The 16781-nt window shown below is 53.8% G+C and carries 18 protein-coding genes; 15 read left to right on the top strand and 3 right to left on the bottom strand.

The window, feature by feature from the left end:
- Window positions 1-8: 8 nt before the first annotated feature.
- Window positions 9-2171 (bottom strand): DNA topoisomerase III, encoded by a 2163-nt coding sequence (locus tag CDH47_RS15680; RefSeq protein ID WP_100641144.1) that lies wholly within the window; start codon window positions 2169-2171, stop codon window positions 9-11.
- A 282-nt stretch (window positions 2172-2453) separates the two neighbouring features.
- On the opposite strand from CDH47_RS15680, the gene CDH47_RS15675 reads away from it, so the two are divergent.
- Entirely contained in the window at window positions 2454-2780 is a 327-nt protein-coding gene (locus tag CDH47_RS15675; protein ID WP_100641019.1) for a BolA family protein, read from the top strand.
- A 41-nt stretch (window positions 2781-2821) separates the two neighbouring features.
- Window positions 2822-3442, top strand: coding sequence for an L-threonylcarbamoyladenylate synthase (locus CDH47_RS15670; protein ID WP_100641017.1), 621 nt, complete (start codon window positions 2822-2824; stop codon window positions 3440-3442).
- A gap of 6 nt (window positions 3443-3448) precedes the next feature.
- Here the strand turns inward: CDH47_RS15670 and CDH47_RS15665 are convergent, their stop codons facing one another.
- Entirely contained in the window at window positions 3449-4114 is a 666-nt protein-coding gene (locus CDH47_RS15665) for a hypothetical protein (RefSeq protein WP_100641015.1), read from the bottom strand.
- 227 nt (window positions 4115-4341) lie between these two features.
- Here CDH47_RS15665 and CDH47_RS15660 point away from each other — a divergent pair, with 227 nt between their 5' ends.
- Window positions 4342-5964: a methyl-accepting chemotaxis protein gene (locus CDH47_RS15660; protein WP_100641013.1), complete on the top strand. Its 1623-nt coding sequence runs from the start codon at window positions 4342-4344 to the stop codon at window positions 5962-5964.
- Window positions 5965-6014: 50 nt separating this feature from the next.
- Here CDH47_RS15660 and rnk read toward each other — a convergent pair whose 3' ends face one another.
- Complete coding sequence (gene rnk / locus CDH47_RS15655; protein ID WP_100641011.1) at window positions 6015-6398, bottom strand: nucleoside diphosphate kinase regulator; 384 nt, start codon at window positions 6396-6398, stop codon at window positions 6015-6017.
- A 379-nt stretch (window positions 6399-6777) separates the two neighbouring features.
- Between rnk and CDH47_RS15650 the strand changes: the two genes are divergently transcribed.
- From CDH47_RS15650 to CDH47_RS15595, 12 genes are all read left to right on the top strand, one after another.
- Window positions 6778-7908 carry an aminotransferase class V-fold PLP-dependent enzyme gene (locus CDH47_RS15650; protein ID WP_100641009.1) on the top strand — a complete coding sequence of 377 codons (1131 nt, stop codon included), beginning with the start codon at window positions 6778-6780 and terminating at the stop codon, window positions 7906-7908.
- 231 nt (window positions 7909-8139) lie between these two features.
- Window positions 8140-9012, top strand: a complete 873-nt coding sequence (gene osmF, locus CDH47_RS15645) for a glycine betaine ABC transporter substrate-binding protein OsmF (protein WP_100641142.1) — start codon at window positions 8140-8142, stop codon at window positions 9010-9012.
- Between the two features lie 3 nt (window positions 9013-9015).
- The gene (locus CDH47_RS15640) at window positions 9016-10176 is read left to right on the top strand and encodes an ABC transporter permease (protein ID WP_100641007.1); all 1161 of its coding nucleotides are present in this window, start codon (window positions 9016-9018) and stop codon (window positions 10174-10176) included.
- On the top strand, window positions 10173-11120 hold the full coding sequence (locus tag CDH47_RS15635) for an ABC transporter ATP-binding protein (protein WP_100641005.1): 948 nt from the start codon (window positions 10173-10175) through the stop codon (window positions 11118-11120). The genes CDH47_RS15640 and CDH47_RS15635 overlap by 4 nt, the downstream gene beginning before the upstream one ends.
- Entirely contained in the window at window positions 11120-11851 is a 732-nt protein-coding gene (locus tag CDH47_RS15630) for an ABC transporter permease (RefSeq protein WP_100641003.1), read from the top strand. The genes CDH47_RS15635 and CDH47_RS15630 overlap by 1 nt, the downstream gene beginning before the upstream one ends.
- A 49-nt stretch (window positions 11852-11900) precedes the next feature.
- Window positions 11901-12533, top strand: a complete 633-nt coding sequence (locus CDH47_RS15625; protein ID WP_100641001.1) for a hypothetical protein — start codon at window positions 11901-11903, stop codon at window positions 12531-12533.
- 236 nt (window positions 12534-12769) lie between these two features.
- The gene (locus tag CDH47_RS15620; RefSeq protein ID WP_153045488.1) at window positions 12770-13342 is read left to right on the top strand and encodes a hypothetical protein; all 573 of its coding nucleotides are present in this window, start codon (window positions 12770-12772) and stop codon (window positions 13340-13342) included.
- A 4-nt stretch (window positions 13343-13346) separates the two neighbouring features.
- Entirely contained in the window at window positions 13347-13874 is a 528-nt protein-coding gene (locus tag CDH47_RS15615) for a GTP-binding protein (protein WP_100640999.1), read from the top strand.
- On the top strand, window positions 13875-15212 hold the full coding sequence (locus CDH47_RS15610; protein WP_100640998.1) for a phosphatase domain-containing putative toxin: 1338 nt from the start codon (window positions 13875-13877) through the stop codon (window positions 15210-15212).
- Entirely contained in the window at window positions 15199-15855 is a 657-nt protein-coding gene (locus tag CDH47_RS17610) for a hypothetical protein (RefSeq protein ID WP_205077613.1), read from the top strand. Before CDH47_RS15610 ends, CDH47_RS17610 begins: the two co-directional genes overlap by 14 nt.
- Window positions 15856-15960: 105 nt before the next feature.
- Window positions 15961-16347 carry a roadblock/LC7 domain-containing protein gene (locus CDH47_RS15600; RefSeq protein WP_100640997.1) on the top strand — a complete coding sequence of 129 codons (387 nt, stop codon included), beginning with the start codon at window positions 15961-15963 and terminating at the stop codon, window positions 16345-16347.
- 46 nt (window positions 16348-16393) lie between these two features.
- Window positions 16394-16759 carry a roadblock/LC7 domain-containing protein gene (locus CDH47_RS15595; protein WP_100640996.1) on the top strand — a complete coding sequence of 122 codons (366 nt, stop codon included), beginning with the start codon at window positions 16394-16396 and terminating at the stop codon, window positions 16757-16759.
- The last annotated feature ends 22 nt before the right edge of the window (window positions 16760-16781 follow it).

Here is a 16781-nt window from a genome sequence, read left to right as displayed (position 1 = left end):
CAGTGTCGTTATGTAGCCTTGCGTAAAGGCGTCGCAGGTTTTCCGTTGTCGTCGTCTACTGTTTGTCGGCAGGCGGGAAAATTACTGCAGCCCCAGAACCAGCCCTTTTTGCTATTCCGCCTGACCAGGGGTGAAAAACAGTGGGGGCAAGGTACGGGTTTTTGGCCGGTACCATCCTTCGGCGCTGCATCTTCAATGGGGCGTGTTCCTTTGCAATCCGGGTAGCGAGTACAGGCAAAGAAGCGGCCGAATTTGCCATCTCTCTCGATCATTGGTGTACGACATTTTGGGCAGTTTGGCGCTTTGGTTTCGGGCTCTGCACCTGGCGTATCCACTGTGGTGCCAATGAAGCGGCGTATTTCGGCTTTCAGCGTGTCGAGGAATTTTCGGGGGTCGTCCTCGCCCCTGCGAATGCTCTCCAGTGTTGCTTCCCAGACAGCGGTTCTGTCTGGCGTGCTGACGGATTCGGGCAGGGCGCTGATCAGCGTTTTGCCCTTGTCGGTGGCACGAATATGGCGGCTGTCCCGGTACAGATAGTCCCGCTTGAACAGGGTGTCGATGATGTTTGCGCGGGTGGCCTCTGTGCCCAAGCCGTCGGTTTCTCGCAGGGTTTTACGAAGCTCCGGGTCGGTTACAAATCGGGCAATGTTGGTCATCGCCGAGAGCAACGTAGCATCGGTGAAGTGCTGGGGTGGTTTGGTCTTGCGCTGGAGTACCGTGCTGTCTTCGCAGAATACAGGTTCGCCTTTGCTCAGGCGTGGTAGTGGCGCTTTATTTGTGTCTTTTTTGTTGTCCCGGAGTTTTAATTCCAGAATTTTCCAGCCGGGCTCAAGCACCGCGGTTTCCGAGGCGCGAAACCGGTGCTCGGAAACCCGCACGGTCAGTTGGCCTTCGCGGTGGATGGCATCGGCAAAAAACTGCATCAGATAATAGCGGCTGATCAAACCGTATATGTTCTGTTCGGTATCGCTGAGCTTGCCGTTGGGCGCTGTTCTGCTGGTTGGAATGATGGCGTGGTGGGCATCCACTTTTTTGTCATTCCAGGCGGCGGTTGTGCGGCTGAAATCGGCTTTGTTACAGAGCTCCGCAAGATCAGGCGAGACTCTGCCAATGGCACCGGAGACCTGCTCCCGCTGGGCATAATGGCCCTCGGGCAGGTATCGGGAGTCGGAGCGGGGGTAGGTGATCAGTTGGTGCCGTTCGTAAAGGTTCTGTGCGGTGTCCAGCACATCTTTAGCACCCATGCGAAACAGGCGGCCGGCTTCTATTTGCAGGGCCGACAGGGATAAAGGCAAGGGCGGAGCTTCAGGGCGGTCACGAAAGCGGGACTCCAGTATTGAGCCGGGCCTGCTGTGAATGCTGGCGGCTATCTGCTCGGCGATGGCACGATCCAGTAGCCGGTTTTCTTCGTCCAGATAATCCTGAAACTGTTCATCTGGCAGCCATCGAGCGGTGAACGGCTGCTGGTCTGCCTCTTCTTCCTGGGCTCGGAAACGGGCCTCTATGGGGAAGTAAGGCTTGGGTTCGAAGTGTTCAATGCTGTTATCGCGTTCCACCACCAGCCCAAGCACCGGAGTTTGTACCCGGCCCACGGAGTAGACGCCCTTTTGCCCCTGCTGCTGGTAGTTCAGCGTGTAAAAACGGGTAAGGTTGATACCATAAAGCCAGTCGGCCCGCTGGCGGGCGAGGGCAGAGTGGGAGAGCCTGCGAAACTCCAGGTTATCTCTGGGGTGTTGTATGGCCTTGGCCACTGCTGTCGGTGTCAGGTCGTTGATGAGTATGCGTTTTACGGGTGCCTGGGTGCCAAAGTAACGGATAACCTCATCAACCAGCAGCTGGCCTTCTCTGTCTGGGTCTCCGGCGTGGACAATGGTTTTTGCTTGCCTAATGAGGGATTCCAGTACTTTCAGTTGCTGGCGTACGCTGTCTTTGGGGCTTAGCTGCCATTTGTCCGGGAACATGGGGAGGTCGTGCTGGCGCCATGTTTTCCACGCTGGGTTGTAGCTTGCGGGTTCTGCTGGTTCCAGCAGGTGGCCAATGCACCAGCTTACAGTGGCCGCTTCGCTACCTTTGCCGCAGCGAATCCAGCCCTGGCCTTTTTGGTAGGGGCCGGGCAAGGCGGCTGCAATGGCTCTGCCAAGGCTGGGTTTTTCGGCGATATATAGGAGCATGTTCGGGTGTTTTTTTGCCTGCATTTGGGGTGCTGGGGAATGTGGCTGTTTGGTTGTTGGGTGTCAAGGTTCGGGGGCGGCTTGTTCTGTAGTAGACTGTGCGGTTTGGAGGAGGCGGCTGTGGGCGATGGCTTCCCAAAAGACGCCGTGAACCCGTCCGTGGGGGCTTGGTGTTGCCATCCTTGGCAGCACACACTTTTGGGAAGCCATCGCCCACAGCCGCTTCTGGCTCCGAGGTATCGCCGCTACAGATACTGATCGAATTGTGGGAGTTGAACCGTTATGAAAATGCAGAATGCAATTGAAACCAAGCTGAATGAGGCGTTTGACGCCAGAATTCTTCAGGTGGAGAACGAAAGCCACATGCACAGTGTGCCGCCCAATTCGGAGACGCATTTCAAGGTGACCATGGTGTCGCCGACGTTTGCGGGGCAGATGAAGGTTAAGCGGCATCAGGCTATTTATCAGGTGCTTTCTGAAGAGTTGGAGATGGCCGGTGGCGTGCATGCTTTGGCGTTGCATCTATACTCTCCTGAAGAGTGGGATGCATCCGGGCAGGTTGCACCCAGTTCGCCGAATTGTATGGGCGGTTCCAAGGCGGATTCTTAATCGGCGGCTTCAGGCGCTAATTATCAAAATGGAGGGCTTTCATGAGCCAGTTTTTTCAGATACATCCGGAAAATCCTCAAAAGCGGTTGATCAAACAGGCGGTTGAGATTCTTCGTGGTGGTGGTGTGATTGTGTATCCCACCGACTCCGGGTATGCCCTTGGGTGCCATTTGGGTGAGAAGCCGGCTGCAGACAAGATAAAGCGCATACGAAAGCTGGATGATAAGCATAACTTCACCTTGGTATGCCGGGATCTGTCGGATATTGGCGTTTACGCCAAGGTGGATAACACTCAGTACCGGTTGCTGAAAACCTTCACGCCTGGGCCTTATACCTTCATTCTGGATGCAACGAGTGAAGTGCCAAGGCGCCTGCTGAACCCGAAGCGTCGCACGATTGGTGTGCGGGTTCCTGATAATGCGATTGTTCGGGATCTTTTGGGTGAGCTTGGCGAGCCTATTATGAGCAGCACGCTGATTTTACCGGGTGAGTCTGACCCTATGACAGATCCTTATGACATCCGGGATACGCTGCAGCATGAGCTTGATTTGATTATCGACGGTGGCTTCTGTGGCATGGAGCCAACCACCGTGGTGAACTTTACCGGTGAAGTGCCGGAGGTCACCCGGGTAGGTAAAGGTGATCCAGCACCCTTTGAATAGTCAATCTCAAGCTCGGGTGTTCAGGTTGAAGGCGTAAGCACCCCGGTTGGCTGTCACGTTAAACTGGTCAGTCGGAGCGGAGCGGCGCAGGGTGTCGTAGCGGTGTACGAGATCCTGCAGTCCATTGAACTGCTGGTTTTCGCTGATCAGCGTGTCCAGCAGTGAATTGTTAACGCCGTAGGCCTGGTTGAGTTTCAGGGCATTGTCCATGAAGTGCAGGGTCGGTTCGTTAACGCTCAGTCGGCTAAAGGCATCTGCAAAGTTTTTGTTAACATTCAAATCCTTCTCGATTCGGTTGCGGGTTTCCTCTGCCAGGTTTCCATCCACTTCAATTTTACCGTTATCGTTTTTATTGACGCTTACTGCCAGGGACGGGTTCAGATTGTACTCGGCAAGTTTGTGCCGCAGTGTTTCCCGAATGAAGGCAAGATCCTGCCCAACTGTTTGTTTGTAATCCGCCAGTGGTAGCTTCTGAGGTTTAAGCTTGCCACCATCAGTCAGCAAATCTCCTGAAGGTGTGAAACGGTCATCGCCCGGCCCCGTAGGTTGCAATGCCTCAGCGCTGGCTGTGCCTTTAGCCTTCTGTTCCTCAGCCCCGCTTGCAGCAGGGCGCTTTTCCAGAGTTTGTTGAAAGCGGGTGCTTGCCTGGATAAGGGATGTCAGCAGTGACATGGCTTGTTTTCCTCCACTGGCCCGCACAAGCGCGCCAGAAAATTATCGTCTGTAATAGGGGATAAGCACATTCCGGGCCAGTCACTTAGAATACGTGCTTCTGATCTGAGTCAGTAAATATTTGACGCAAATCTATAAAGTTAACCGTCTTTTTGCCGTCAACCACATAGAACCTTTGAAAGCGCCAGGTACAGCCTGGTGTTCATTGCTCTTTTGACCGGGTCGCTATGAAAAACCACTATTCCATTCGTTTTCTGCTACTCGCTGCTCTGGCAGCTGCGTTTTCCCTCATCCTGGTTTTTACCGTGCTCTACAGTGCCAATGCTCAGCGCGACCATATGGAAGAGTTCAGTCATAAATACGTGGATGGCCTTGCCAAGTCCTATTTCGATGGGCTGAATACCATGATGGTGACAGGCACAATCAGTAACCGTGACGTGCTCCGGGATAAAGTCATGGCTCCAGAGGAGGTGTTGGATGTAAGGGTGATCCGCAGCGATCAGCTGAACCAGATGTTTGGCAGCGGCACTCAAGCGGAACAGAAGCGTGATTCGGACGATCGAAAAGCCCTTGCGGGCCAGCGTGTTGAGCGTTACTCAAGCAATGAGGCTGGTCGCGTTTATACCCTCATAGACCCAGTGATTGCCCAAGCCGATTATCAGGGCGTGGACTGTCTGGGCTGTCACCAGGCACAGGAAGGAGATGTGCTTGGTGCGATTCGAGTCGACTACTCTCTTGCTGAAAGCGATGCCAGCTTGCGCCAGCAGCTGTTTGCCAGCGGTGGTATTCAGGTTGCTATCTTCGTTGCGGTGTTTTTCCTGACCGGATTGGTTTTGAATCGATTGGTTTTCTCTCGGTTGCGCCGGCTTCAGATGAGTATGGATGAGATCTCCGGAAACTCCGATCTCACGATTGAACTGGATGTGCTTCGAAACGATGAGATCGGCTCTGTCTCTTCGGCTTTTAATCGCATGATGGGGAAAATCCGAGAAAGCATGCATACGGTTATGGATAATGCTGAGCAGGTTGAGCAAGCTGCTCGCAGTATTGCTGCAAAAGCAGAAACGACTGGCCATGAAGTAGTTGCGCAAAGAGATAACACTGATCAGGTTGCCAGCGCAACCACAGAAATGGCCGCCTCGGCTGTTCAAGTGCGCCAGAATGCAAAACACACAACTTGCAAATCGGCAGAGACAGCGGAGTCTGCCAATAGTGGCGAGCAACTTGCCCGCACTGCGGTAGAAGGCATTGAAGCACTGAATACGGAAGTGCAGGGTGGAGCAAAACGAATTGAGGATCTGAACCAGCGCACCAGTCAGATGGCGACGATGCTTGAAGAAATTTCAAACATTGCAGACCAGACCAACCTTCTGGCACTGAATGCGGCCATCGAGGCTGCGAGGGCAGGAGAGCAGGGGCGGGGTTTCTCTGTTGTCGCAGACGAGGTTCGTGCGTTGGCATCACGCACACAGGTTTCCACAGAAGAAATCCGTAATACCATCAGCGCCCTGCAAAGCGAAGTGACTGAATGCGTCGCTACCATGCGCCATGCTTCGGATATGGCAGGACATCAGGTAGAGGCCATTCTGAAGGTGGAGTCCGAATTGCAGAGCATTGCCTCTGCGGTTCGCGAAATTACATCGCTGAATGAGGAAATGGAAAGCGCGGCAAACGAGCAGAGTGATGTGTCTGAAGCGATTAACCAAAACGTAATTGAAATCAGCCGGTCAGCAGAGCAAGCCTCAACAGATGCTCAGGAAACGGCCGTTATCGCGGGTGATTTACTGGTGATGGCTGAGGCGCTCAGGGAAACGATTGAGCAGTTCCGGTTGAGCAAAAAAGAAAGCTGATGAGCGGCCCGTGAATGGCAGGCCGCTTCTGCTACAGCGTTACCTGGTGACTAGCCTTCCCGGGTAACCTCAATGATCTTCAGGTGGATGTTATTGCGGCCACGGATGGGCCACTCGATGGAATCACCTACTGCAAGGCCAAGCAAGGCAGAGCCCGCCGGAGCCAGAATGGAAATCTTGCCTTCGCCGGAGCCCACCTCGTGAGGATAAACCAGGGTCAGTTCCTGCTCCTGGCCACTGTCTTCATTCTGAAAACGAACCCTTGAGTTCATGGTCACCACGTGAGCAGGCATTTCAGCGAGCGGCACAAGTGTTGCGCGGCTCAGCTCATCATCCAAACCGTCTGCCACTTCGGAGTCTTCCTGCTTTTCGATCAGGGTAGTCAAACGATTAAAATCTTCTTCAGCAACCAGAACTTCCGGCATATCAGCCATAGCTATCTCCAAAAATATAATAAGTAGTGAAAAGCTTCAGGGTTCGGGCGCCGAACCCGGCGGCTTTAAAGCGGATTCAGCGAGAAAAGAGAAAAGCGGGCAACACACCGGTCACGCCTGCCTGACGGCGGGCGAGTGAAAAGTAAAAAGAAATGAGCTCTGAGAAAAACGTTCTCACAGGTTCACCTGGTGTGTTGTCTGGGTAATTAACATGGGAGCAGCAATATGGCCGCTTTGGTCAATTTATAAGCTTTTGCCAGGTTCCACAAGTGGGCTTGTGGAAAACGTAAGAAATAAAGCGCGTAGCGCCAAGTTTGTTAGACTGAGACTAGACGATTTAACTTCAGACTGCACCAGATAAGTAAGGAATGTGCCACCTATGTCCAAATTGTTTCCTTCTGTTGACCCTGATGGGCTGTTGGAATACTCCGTAGTTTTCAATGACCGCTCGCTAAACCACATGTCTGCGCCATTCCAGCAGGTCATGCAGGATATCTCCTCAACGCTGCGGCAGGTGTATAACGCCAAAGGCGCTGTGATTGTGCCGGGTGGTGGTAGTTTTGGTATGGAGGCCGTGGCGCGTCAGTTTGCCCATGACGAACATTGTCTTGTGATTCGCAATGGCTGGTTCAGCTATCGCTGGACGCAAATACTGGAGGCTGGTCGAATCTCGAACAGTGTTAGCGTTCTTCAGGCAAAGCCTATAGATAATTCTGCTCAGGCGGCTTATGCGCCGGTGCCTGCCAAAGAAGTTGCAGAGCGCATAAGGGCCGAAAAGCCCGCGGTTGTTTTTGTTCCCCATGTGGAGACCGCAGCCGGTATTGTACTGCCCGACGACTATCTGACAATCATTGGTAAAGCTGTTAAGGACGTTAACGGCCTGTTTGTGCTGGATTGCGTAGCTTCGGGTGCGCTTTGGGTTGATACCACAGCCTGTGGCGTGGATGTGCTGATCACTGCGCCTCAGAAAGGCTGGAGCGCCTCACCCTGCGCCGCTTTGATAACGTTGAGTGAGCGTGCCATTGCGCGTATGGAAGAAACCACCAGCAGCAGCTTTGCCGGGGATTTGCGTAAATGGTTGCAGATCATGCAGGCCTATGAGTCTGGTAATCACGCCTACCACGCCACCATGCCTACTGACACCCTGGTTATCCTCCGGGATGCCATGCTTGAGACTCTTAGAGCCGGCCCAGACCTGTTATATCAACGCCAGGAAGAGCTTGGCAGCCAGGTGCGTGAACTGTTTTACAGTGCTGGCTTCAAGAGCGTTGCTGCCTCAGGCTTTGAGTCACCCAGTGTGGTGGTTCTGCACACTGACAACATAAATATCCACAACACTAGCCTGTTCCGGGAACAGGGCCTGCAGGTTGCAGCCGGCGTGCCGATGATGTGCGGCGAACCAGAGAGCTTCCGCACCTTTCGTATGGGGCTGTTTGGGCTGGAGAAGCTGAACAACGTGAGCAGATCTGTGGAAAACCTGCGGGTGGCTTTGACGGCGATTCGTGGTTGAGGCTATGCCCGCAGCCAGAGCCAAGTGGATTTTTTGGCCTACTCTGTAATAAAGTCCGCAAACTCAATGAACTTCGGGTTGCCCGTCGCAGCCCGATGACCAAGGAGAATGCCTGTGCATCTGCCAAATTCCGGAACATGTCGAGTAAAATACAAGCTTGGTGTGCTGGCTTCGAGCAGAGCGTTTCGTGGAATATCACAATCAATAGTGACCTGCCTTTCGCTTGCATTGATGCTTGTGACAGGCGCAGCTTCTGCACAGGAGCCAGTGGTGGTGTCCTCGAAAATCGACACGGAAGGCGGCGTTCTTGGCCAGATGATTCTGCAGCGCCTGGAGAGTGCGGATATTGCAGTGGAAAACCGCCTGCAACTTGGCAGCACCAGCATTGTACGCAGTGCGATCAAGGCGGGAGAGATCGACCTCTACCCTGAGTACACAGGCAACGCCGCGTTCTTTTACGGCAAGGCGGACAGTCCGGTGTGGAAAGATGCAGCAAAGGCATACAGCACGGCAGCCGAGTTGGATCTGGAAGCTGAGGACATTGTCTGGCTCATGCCTGCGAACGCCAACAACACCTGGGCCATGAGCGTGCGCGGTGACCTGGCAGAAAACCACAATCTGAACACCCTCGAAGATTTGGCGGATTATATTAACGCCGGCAAGCCGTTTAAATTTGCGGCCAGCGCGGAGTTCGTCGAATCAGCCAGCGCATTGCCAGCGTTTCAGGAAGCCTATGGGTTCAACTTGACGTCTGATCAGCTTCTGATTTTGTCTGGTGGAAACACTGCGGCAACGCTGCGGGCCGCTGCAATCAATTCCAACGATGTTAATGGCGCCATGGCCTATGGCACAGATGGCGGGCTCAACGCGCTGGGATTGAAGGTGATGGAAGACACCAAGGGTGTGCAGCCGGTCTATCAGCCGTCGCCCATCATCCGGGGGAGTGTGTTGAAGGAATACCCGCAAATACGCCCGCTGCTGAAGCCGGTGTTTGAATCCCTCGATCTGGAAACCCTGCAAGCGCTGAATGCGAAAGTGGCCGTTGAAGGTGCTCCTGCAGCTGCGGTGGCCCGGGACTACCTGGAAAGCCTTGATCTGGACTGATTCGTGCCGGTATCAACACAGCCACCAAACCGCGTAATACCCGCGTTAGCACTGTCTGCTTTGGCATGCGTGTGGCTGCTGGATTTTGGTTTGGTGCAGCCCAACCGCATTGTGTCTGGCACCGGCTACGGCCTTTATGCTGCAACAGGCTGGCTTGGGGCGGTGGTCGTATCGTCCTTGCTGGCGGTTGCGGTTGGGCTCGCATTAAGGCCCACACACAAACGTTTTTGGGTGTTGGCATTACTGCTGATCACGGCACTGATGGCCCTGCCACTGTTACTTGAAATGCTGGCGCAGCGCAAACTACCAGAGGATTCCGCCTATGCCCGGATTGGCATAGGTGCCGGGTTCTGGTGTTTGGCATTTTTTCTGGCCCTGATGCTTTTGGAAACACTGGGCCAACTCAAAGCTTCTCGTCGATTACAGCTATCAACGGTCCTTCTGATTGTCGCGGGTTGGTGGTTCTGCGCCACCCGGGAAGGGCTGTCCAGCCTGTCGCTAATTCGTGAGTACGCCAATCGTGCGGACCAGTTTACCCAGGCCCTGACCACACATTTATCACTCTCGCTGGGCGCTGTTGCCATCAGTGCTGTACTCGCGTTTGGCCTGGCCTTGGCTATGGTAAGGCGGGAACGGCTGCGCCGGCCTCTGCTGGGACTGGTCAGTTTTATGCAGACCATTCCCAGCCTGGCGCTTTTCGGGCTATTGATCGCACCTTTGGGCGCATTGTCAGCCGCATACCCCTTTCTTCAGACGCTGGGTATACGGGGCATTGGCTGGGCGCCTGCGATGCTGGCGCTTATTGCCTATAGCCTGCTGCCGATGGTGCGCAACACCTACGTCGCTTTGATGGAAGTGCCTGAGCCCGTGGTCGATGCCGGGCGTGGCATGGGAATGAATGAACGGCAGATATTTTTTAAGTTGAAGCTGCCACTGGCTTTGCCGGTCATTATTGAGGGTGTGCGAATTACCACAATACAGGCCATCGGCCTGACCGCGGTTGCGGCGCTGATTGGTGCTGGCGGCTTCGGGACCTTTATTTTTCAAGGGCTGGGCCAGGCAGCTATGGATTTGGTGCTGCTTGGTGCTTTGCCCACAGTCTTTCTGGCCTTGGCGGCCGATGCCATTTTGTCTGCGTTGAAATTTCAGGGAGCCTCAAGGTGATTGAACTGAAAGGAGTCACTCGGCGCTTCGGCGACGCCGTGGCGGTGGACAATATCGATTTGACCATAGAAACCGGCGAAGTCTGTGTTCTTGTGGGCAGTTCCGGTTGCGGAAAATCCACCACATTGCGGATGATCAACCGCCTTCTGCCTCGCACCAGCGGTGAGATTCTGGTGGACGGCGAAGACATCAACAAAGCCGACCCCGAAGCACTGCGGCTGAATATGGGGTACGCCATACAGAGCACCGGGTTGTTCCCGCACTGGACGGTCGCTCGCAATATCGGTGTGGTGCCCGATCTGCTCAAATGGCCAACCCACAAACGCGACGAGCGGGTCAGTGAATTATTAACCTTGCTGGGGCTAGACCCGGCAACCGACGCCATAAAGTACCCCCATCAGCTCTCTGGCGGTCAAGCGCAAAGAGTAGGAGTGGCAAGAGCGCTGGCAGGCGATCCCAACATTCTCCTGATGGACGAGCCATTCGGCGCGCTGGACGCCATCACCCGCGAAAACCTGCAGCAGGAAATGCTGCGCATTCAGAGGCAACTCAGTAAAACCACCGTGTTCGTAACCCATGATATTGACGAAGCCCTGAAACTGGCCACCCGCATTGCAGTGATGGATCAAGGCCGAATTATCCAGCACGATACGCCAGAGGCGATCCTTCGGCGGCCCGCATCAGCCTTTGTGGAAAACCTGATAGGCAAGGGCGATCGAGGCCTCAAACTCCTGGCTTTACGCACCGTGGGTGACGTGATGGAGCGCTACCCACGGCCACGCCAGTCAGACCCTTTAACTGAGGGCCTGAAGGAAACCGACAGTCTACGGGCTGCCTTATCCGTTATGGTTTGGCAGAACTCTGACCAACTTCCGGTGTTGAGTGAGGCTGGCGACGCAGTGGGCACAGTAAAGCGTGAGCAACTTCTGCAGGGTGGAGTCTGATGCGCCCGTGGCTTGCTCCGGTCGCCTTGATTGCCGTGCTGTGCGCTTTAGCGGCCTTGCTTCCCGCAATGGCACCGCTGTTTTCCTGGGTGGAACCAAACACCGACAGCCTCATTTACACCAGAGACAGCTTCTGGTTTTTGTTGCAGAGCCATATCTGGCTTGTGCTGGTGTCTGCCACCATTGGCACGCTGGTCGCTGTATCAGCCGGCATCTTTGTGACTCGCCCCGCTGGCCGCGACTTTTTACCACTGGTAAGCCAGGTAGCCTCCATCGGCCAGACAGTGCCTCCGGTTGCTGTGCTGGCGTTGGCCGTGCCGGCTATGGGGTTTGGTGAGAAGCCCACACTCCTCGCACTGGTGCTTTATGGCTTGCTGCCAATCTTGAGAAATACCCTGGCAGGGCTGGGCGGCATTAACCCGGCGGTGCTCGAATCTGCCAAAGGCATGGGTATGTCTTCCGCACAGGTCCTGTTCAAAGTAGAGCTTCCTTTAGCCGGGCGGGTGATATTGGCGGGTATCCGCACCTCAGTCACGATCAACATTGCCACTGCCGCGATTGGCTCAACCATAGGCGCCCGTACATTGGGCGACCCGGTGATTGCGGGGCTGGTGAATGGTAATACCGCCTACGTCGTGCAAGGTGCCATTCTGATCGGCCTGCTGGCGTTGGCGACCGATAGCTTGTTTGAAGCTATAGAGCGAGCTTGGGGTCGGACATTTTCAATCTGATTTCAGGTTAGCTGCAGAGCAAACCAATAAACTGTTCCTGGAGGCAGTTATGACATTCCCTGGATTTTTTGATGAAGCACCTGTGGTTTCCTTGCGTGATCCACTGGCGCAGCTGTTGGGTGCGGCCGAAGACGGCATCATAGAATATCGGTACGTTGATGCGGTAAGGCTGGCGGGGCATTCCTGCCCGACTGTGGCCGGCGCTTATTTGACCGTTAGGGCGGCATTGAAGGTGCTTTACCCGGACTCACTGCCTGAGCGTGGTGGCATTCGGGTGCACATGCCCGCACCAGAAACAGAGGGCACGATTGGTGTTGTCGCACAGGTGATAACCATGCTGACAGGGGCGTCCGCTCAGGGCGGTTTCAAGGGAATAGGGGGCCGTTTTGCACGTAACGGGTTGCTTGGTTTCGCCAAAGATAGTGGTGAGAATGACGGCGCTGTGCGTTTTGAGCGTATCGATACCGGTGCAGCTGTCGCCGTCAGATTCGACGCCAGCCAGATACCCCCGGATGCATCCCAGCGTGAACGCATGCTAGCTGTTATGCAAAACCGCGAGACGCCTGAGCAGCAGGTGGAGTTTGCTCGCCTTTGGCAGGCGCGTGTGCGCAAAATCCTGCTTGAGCACGCCGACGACCCGGCGTTGGTTCGTGTGTTGCCGTTGGGTGGTGTGGGCGTCTAAGGGGGCTAAATTTATGAACTCAGATTCATTGAATAATTAACGCTACGCTGTACGGGAGTGCCGTTACTATAACTTACGCGACGTTACAGCCCTCAAAGTTAACGCGCTGTATAATAAGCGTTTTATAGGGTTGAATAAACATCAGTTCGTGTGAGAGTAATTGCCTAATCCGAATGTTTTTATAGGAAGCTTTCAGTTTCCACAGGAGCCGTATGAGTAACAGCGAACAAGATTCCTTGCTGGTGCTGCTCAGGAAGGCACAACAGCAACAAAGCAATCTGCACCTCCGGTTCAAAAGCGGCGGTCAGATGGTGGTGCTCGGAAAAGAAGGTTTATTCAGGCAGAGCGGGTGCAGCCTGCAGAGTCTTTTAGAGGCGACACCGGCGAATACAACGGTTAAAAAAATAGCTGAAAAATCTCCTGTGGTGGCGGGTGTCAGGGAAAGAGGGCGCGAGTTGCGTGAGCTGCAATGGATGCTGGCCTACGAGATATCCGGTGGCAAGTTACTGTTTGATGCCAAAGACACCCATGTCTTTAAGCTCGACCGCTGGCCAAACTTTACAAAGCTACCGCATTCCGATAACTGTTTGAGAATGACTGCTTTTCTGGGTAAGCGCGCGACGTCTGTGGCACTTGTGTCAAAGATATTGCAGATCCCTATCGAGCAGGTTCGGCGCTTTTATGTGGCATCCCGGGAGGCTGGCTACACCGTAGCCCTGAATGAGAAAGCCGAAGTAATTGAATTGCCAGCGAAATGGAAAAACCGCTCCTTGGTTTCTTCACTATTGATGAAGCTGAAAAGGGTCTGAAGCGGTGCAACATAAAATCATATTCTGTGGCTCAGTGGGCGCTGGCAAAACAACAGCTATTGCTGCCATTAGCGATAAGAAAGTTGTGTCTACCGAAGCTAAGGCCAGTGACGATGTTAAATCAAAGAAAGCAACTACCACGGTTGCAATGGACTATGGTGTCCTTAATCTCGACAGTGGCGCCAGGGTGCACCTCTATGGGACACCGGGTCAGCAGCGGTTTGATTACATGTGGGATATCCTCAGCGCCGGAGGGTTAGGCCTGGTTATTTTGGTGGATAACACAGCAGAAGACCCTCTTGGTGAAATGGAGTTCTACATAAAAAGCTTCGAGCCGTTTCTCAAAGACAAGCCGTTTTGTGTTGGTGTTACGCGCATGGATTTGGGCCCTCGGCCAAGGCTGGGAGAATACCAGGAAAAGTTGATTGAGCTCGGGCGGTACGCACCAGTATTTGAGGTTGATGCGCGGAGCGCCAATGACGTTAAAACTCTGATTCGCGGTCTCATCCATTTGATTGCCGTTGGAGTTTGAATGAGCAGCATCCTGTCCCTGAGAAAGTTCGGCGTTGGCATTGGCGAACGCACCATTCTTGGTGGTATTGATCTCGAAGTGCCTGAAAAGGGCGTTGTGTCGCTGTTTGGTCCAAGCGGTACCGGGAAGTCAACGCTGATGAGAACGCTTGCCGGCTTGAATGACGCCAGCCCTAATTTGCGTCTCTGGGGCGGGGCTGTTTACGCCGGGGAAAAGCTTGGCAGCGGAGAGCGTCCGGCGATGATGGTTCAGAGTGCCAAGCTTCTGGCTGCCAACGTGTTGCAAAATGTTTTGCATGAAGTGCCTGAGCGTTCCTCACTGAACCTGTCGCAACAAAGAGAACTGGCTTCCCGATTGTTGGATGAGTGGGGCCTGCCTGAGCTCAGCAGCAGGCTATACGAGCCTGTTATTGAGCTGGATCTGGCGCTCAGCCGTTGTCTGGCCATAATGCGCATCTCTCTTCCTAACCCCAGGATGATTTGCCTCGATGAGCCGACCACAGGGCTGGATCAGGATGGAACAGAAAAGGTTCTCAAGGCTATCAAGTTACAAGCTGAGAAGCGCGCAGTGTTGGTCACCTTGCATAACCAGGCTCAAGCCAAGTATTTGGGCGGTAAAGCCGTGCTCACAGCGGGCGGCTACGTGCAGGAAGAGGGTGCTTCCGAAAGCTTTTTTACAGCCCCTAAAACAGAAGTTGGCGCTGCTTTCGCAAGAACCGGCTCATGCAGTGTGCCATCACCGGATGCATCTCCCGAAGAGCTGGCTCCCGATACTCCACGGCCCAGGAAGCTGCCCAAAGAAGCAACCAGCTATGTGAGTGATAGCTTCGGTCCCCGTGGCTTTTTGTGGATTAAAAAGGGCATCTTGGCGGGTACGCCAAGGCCGGGTGTTTTCTATGATGAAGAGTACGACATCAAGTCGCTTAGTAAGGTAGAGGTCAACCACCTCATTACCCTTACCGAGCCTCCCCCCAAGGAACTGGGGGTTAGCGGGGATTTGCTGGATAAGTACGGAATTGAAAACTCACAGTTCCCGATTCCGGACATGGGGGCACCGACACTGGAACAGGCTAGTGAAATCTGTAAAACCATTGATCGCCTCATAAAACAAGGCGACCGTGTTGCGGTGCATTGCAAAGCCGGAATGGGGCGCACGGGCACCGTACTCTGTGCTTATCTCATATGGGAAGGTGATGATGCCATCAGCGCACTTGAGCGGGCTCGTAACATCGAGCCCCGCTGGGTTCAGTCAGAAGTGCAGGTGCAGTTTCTCGAAGCGTTCGAGGGGGCAGTTCATCAAGTAACAGGTTGCAGGGGGTGGCGCAATGAAGAAACTTGACGACTGGGAGGTCGACTTTGATGAACAGGATGAGCTAACAAATTGTGATGACATTTTTGCCGATGATGGGGTGTGTGACGGGCAGGTTAAGTTCACCGAGAACTACGAGGCAGACCTGTCGCCAGCCGGCAGTACCATAGACGTAAACGAACGTTCTGACGAACTATCTAACCCAGAGGGCTCTGCTTCAGAAGGTTTCAGAGTGGAGCGCCATGCTAACCGAGAGATAAATAAAATGTCTGATTTTGATGATGCAATTGCCAAAGCTGTATCCAATATTCCCGAGTGTTTAGCGGGTGGCGTAGTGGATATGGACAGCGGCATGTTAGTGGGAGTGAAAACCGTAGACTCTCACCCGCAGGAAGTTCTCGACATGCTGGCTGCCGCTACCCAGGATCTGTTCCAGGGGCAAAACGTGGTGACAATTGAAAACACGTTTAAAAAGGCTCGCGGCCTGGAGCTGGACGACTATCACTATTTTAAAGAGATAATCGTCAACTCCGAAAACCTGATTCACGTATTTATTCGCGCAAAGCAGCAACCTCAATTCGTTATGACGTTTGTCTGCCGGCTGTCCGCGAACCTTGGTATGGTGCTTACCAAAGCTCGTGCACAGGTGCCAGTGTTGGAAGCTGCTATTTAAGGCTGGTTTGGGCTCCGTTAACCTGCGCTTAGAAGAAAGATCTGATGGCCGGGGCCCCGGCCATCAGATTTGTTAAACCACGGCTTAAACAACGGACTGAGCAATATGAGCACTGAAAAGGAAGCATTGATTCTTGCGGTACTAAAGCGCCTAAAAGTGTCGTCCGGTGGGGATATTGAAGCATCAGCGGTGGTCACCATGGATGGCTATCTGTTGGCATCTGATATGAAGCCGGAAACAGATGTGGAACGTTTTTCCTCCATGTGTGCTTCGCTTCTGGCGTTGGCTGACCAGACACTGGCGGAAGTAGCCATTGGCGAAATGCAGCAGGTAATGATCATGGGCACCAATGGCATATCCGTCCTTACCCATGCAGGTTCCGACGCCGTGCTTGCACTTTCTACGTCTGCAAGAGCCATGCAAGGAAGGGTGCTGATGGAGTCGAAAAGAGCTGCTGGGGAAGTTGCCAGGCTGTTGGCCGATGGCCATTAATGAGAACATTACCCGCCCGGCAGGGAAAGACAAAGGATGACCAACAGTGCCCACTGCGAAAATCGATGAACAACTGAGTCTGCTTTGCCAAAGGGCCAGCGAAATCAAGCTATGCATGGTTGTCTCCTCTGATGGGCTTGTGATCGCACATCATGGCAATGTGAGCGAGCCTGATCTTTTTGGCGCCTATTTTCTTGAACTGAATGTCGTTTGTGAAAAGATTCTTACTGAGCTCAAATATGACAGTATTGAAGAAATTTACATTCGGTCAAAATCCGGCGCAGTAACGCTCCTGCCAATTTTTGATAAAGGATTTTTAGCCTGCCTGTCCTCCGCTGATATAAATGCCGGGAAAATACAGATCCTGACCTGGAAGTACGTCAACAGGATTTCAGAGTACCTGGTAGATTGATCCGCATCGCATACATTGGCCT

The sequence above is a fragment of the Marinobacter salexigens genome (assembly GCF_002806945.1).
Taxonomy (GTDB): domain Bacteria; phylum Pseudomonadota; class Gammaproteobacteria; order Pseudomonadales; family Oleiphilaceae; genus Marinobacter; species Marinobacter salexigens.
The sequence above is the reverse complement of the archived record's forward strand: the minus strand, read 5'-3'. Positions and strand labels throughout refer to the sequence as shown.

Coding starts and splice junctions, on each gene's coding strand:
- CDH47_RS15665 (WP_100641015.1), bottom strand. CDS start 4,114: ATGTCACTGCTGACATCCCTTATCCAGGCAAGCACCCGCTTTCAACAA.
- CDH47_RS15610 (WP_100640998.1), top strand. CDS start 13,875: ATGAGCAGCATCCTGTCCCTGAGAAAGTTCGGCGTTGGCATTGGCGAA.
- CDH47_RS15660 (WP_100641013.1), top strand. CDS start 4,342: ATGAAAAACCACTATTCCATTCGTTTTCTGCTACTCGCTGCTCTGGCA.
- CDH47_RS15600 (WP_100640997.1), top strand. CDS start 15,961: ATGAGCACTGAAAAGGAAGCATTGATTCTTGCGGTACTAAAGCGCCTA.
- CDH47_RS15680 (WP_100641144.1), bottom strand. CDS start 2,171: ATGCTCCTATATATCGCCGAAAAACCCAGCCTTGGCAGAGCCATTGCA.
- osmF (WP_100641142.1), top strand. CDS start 8,140: ATGCTTGTGACAGGCGCAGCTTCTGCACAGGAGCCAGTGGTGGTGTCC.
- CDH47_RS15670 (WP_100641017.1), top strand. CDS start 2,822: ATGAGCCAGTTTTTTCAGATACATCCGGAAAATCCTCAAAAGCGGTTG.
- CDH47_RS15630 (WP_100641003.1), top strand. CDS start 11,120: ATGCGCCCGTGGCTTGCTCCGGTCGCCTTGATTGCCGTGCTGTGCGCT.
- CDH47_RS15625 (WP_100641001.1), top strand. CDS start 11,901: ATGACATTCCCTGGATTTTTTGATGAAGCACCTGTGGTTTCCTTGCGT.
- CDH47_RS17610 (WP_205077613.1), top strand. CDS start 15,199: ATGAAGAAACTTGACGACTGGGAGGTCGACTTTGATGAACAGGATGAG.
- CDH47_RS15650 (WP_100641009.1), top strand. CDS start 6,778: ATGTCCAAATTGTTTCCTTCTGTTGACCCTGATGGGCTGTTGGAATAC.
- rnk (WP_100641011.1), bottom strand. CDS start 6,398: ATGGCTGATATGCCGGAAGTTCTGGTTGCTGAAGAAGATTTTAATCGT.
- CDH47_RS15675 (WP_100641019.1), top strand. CDS start 2,454: ATGAAAATGCAGAATGCAATTGAAACCAAGCTGAATGAGGCGTTTGAC.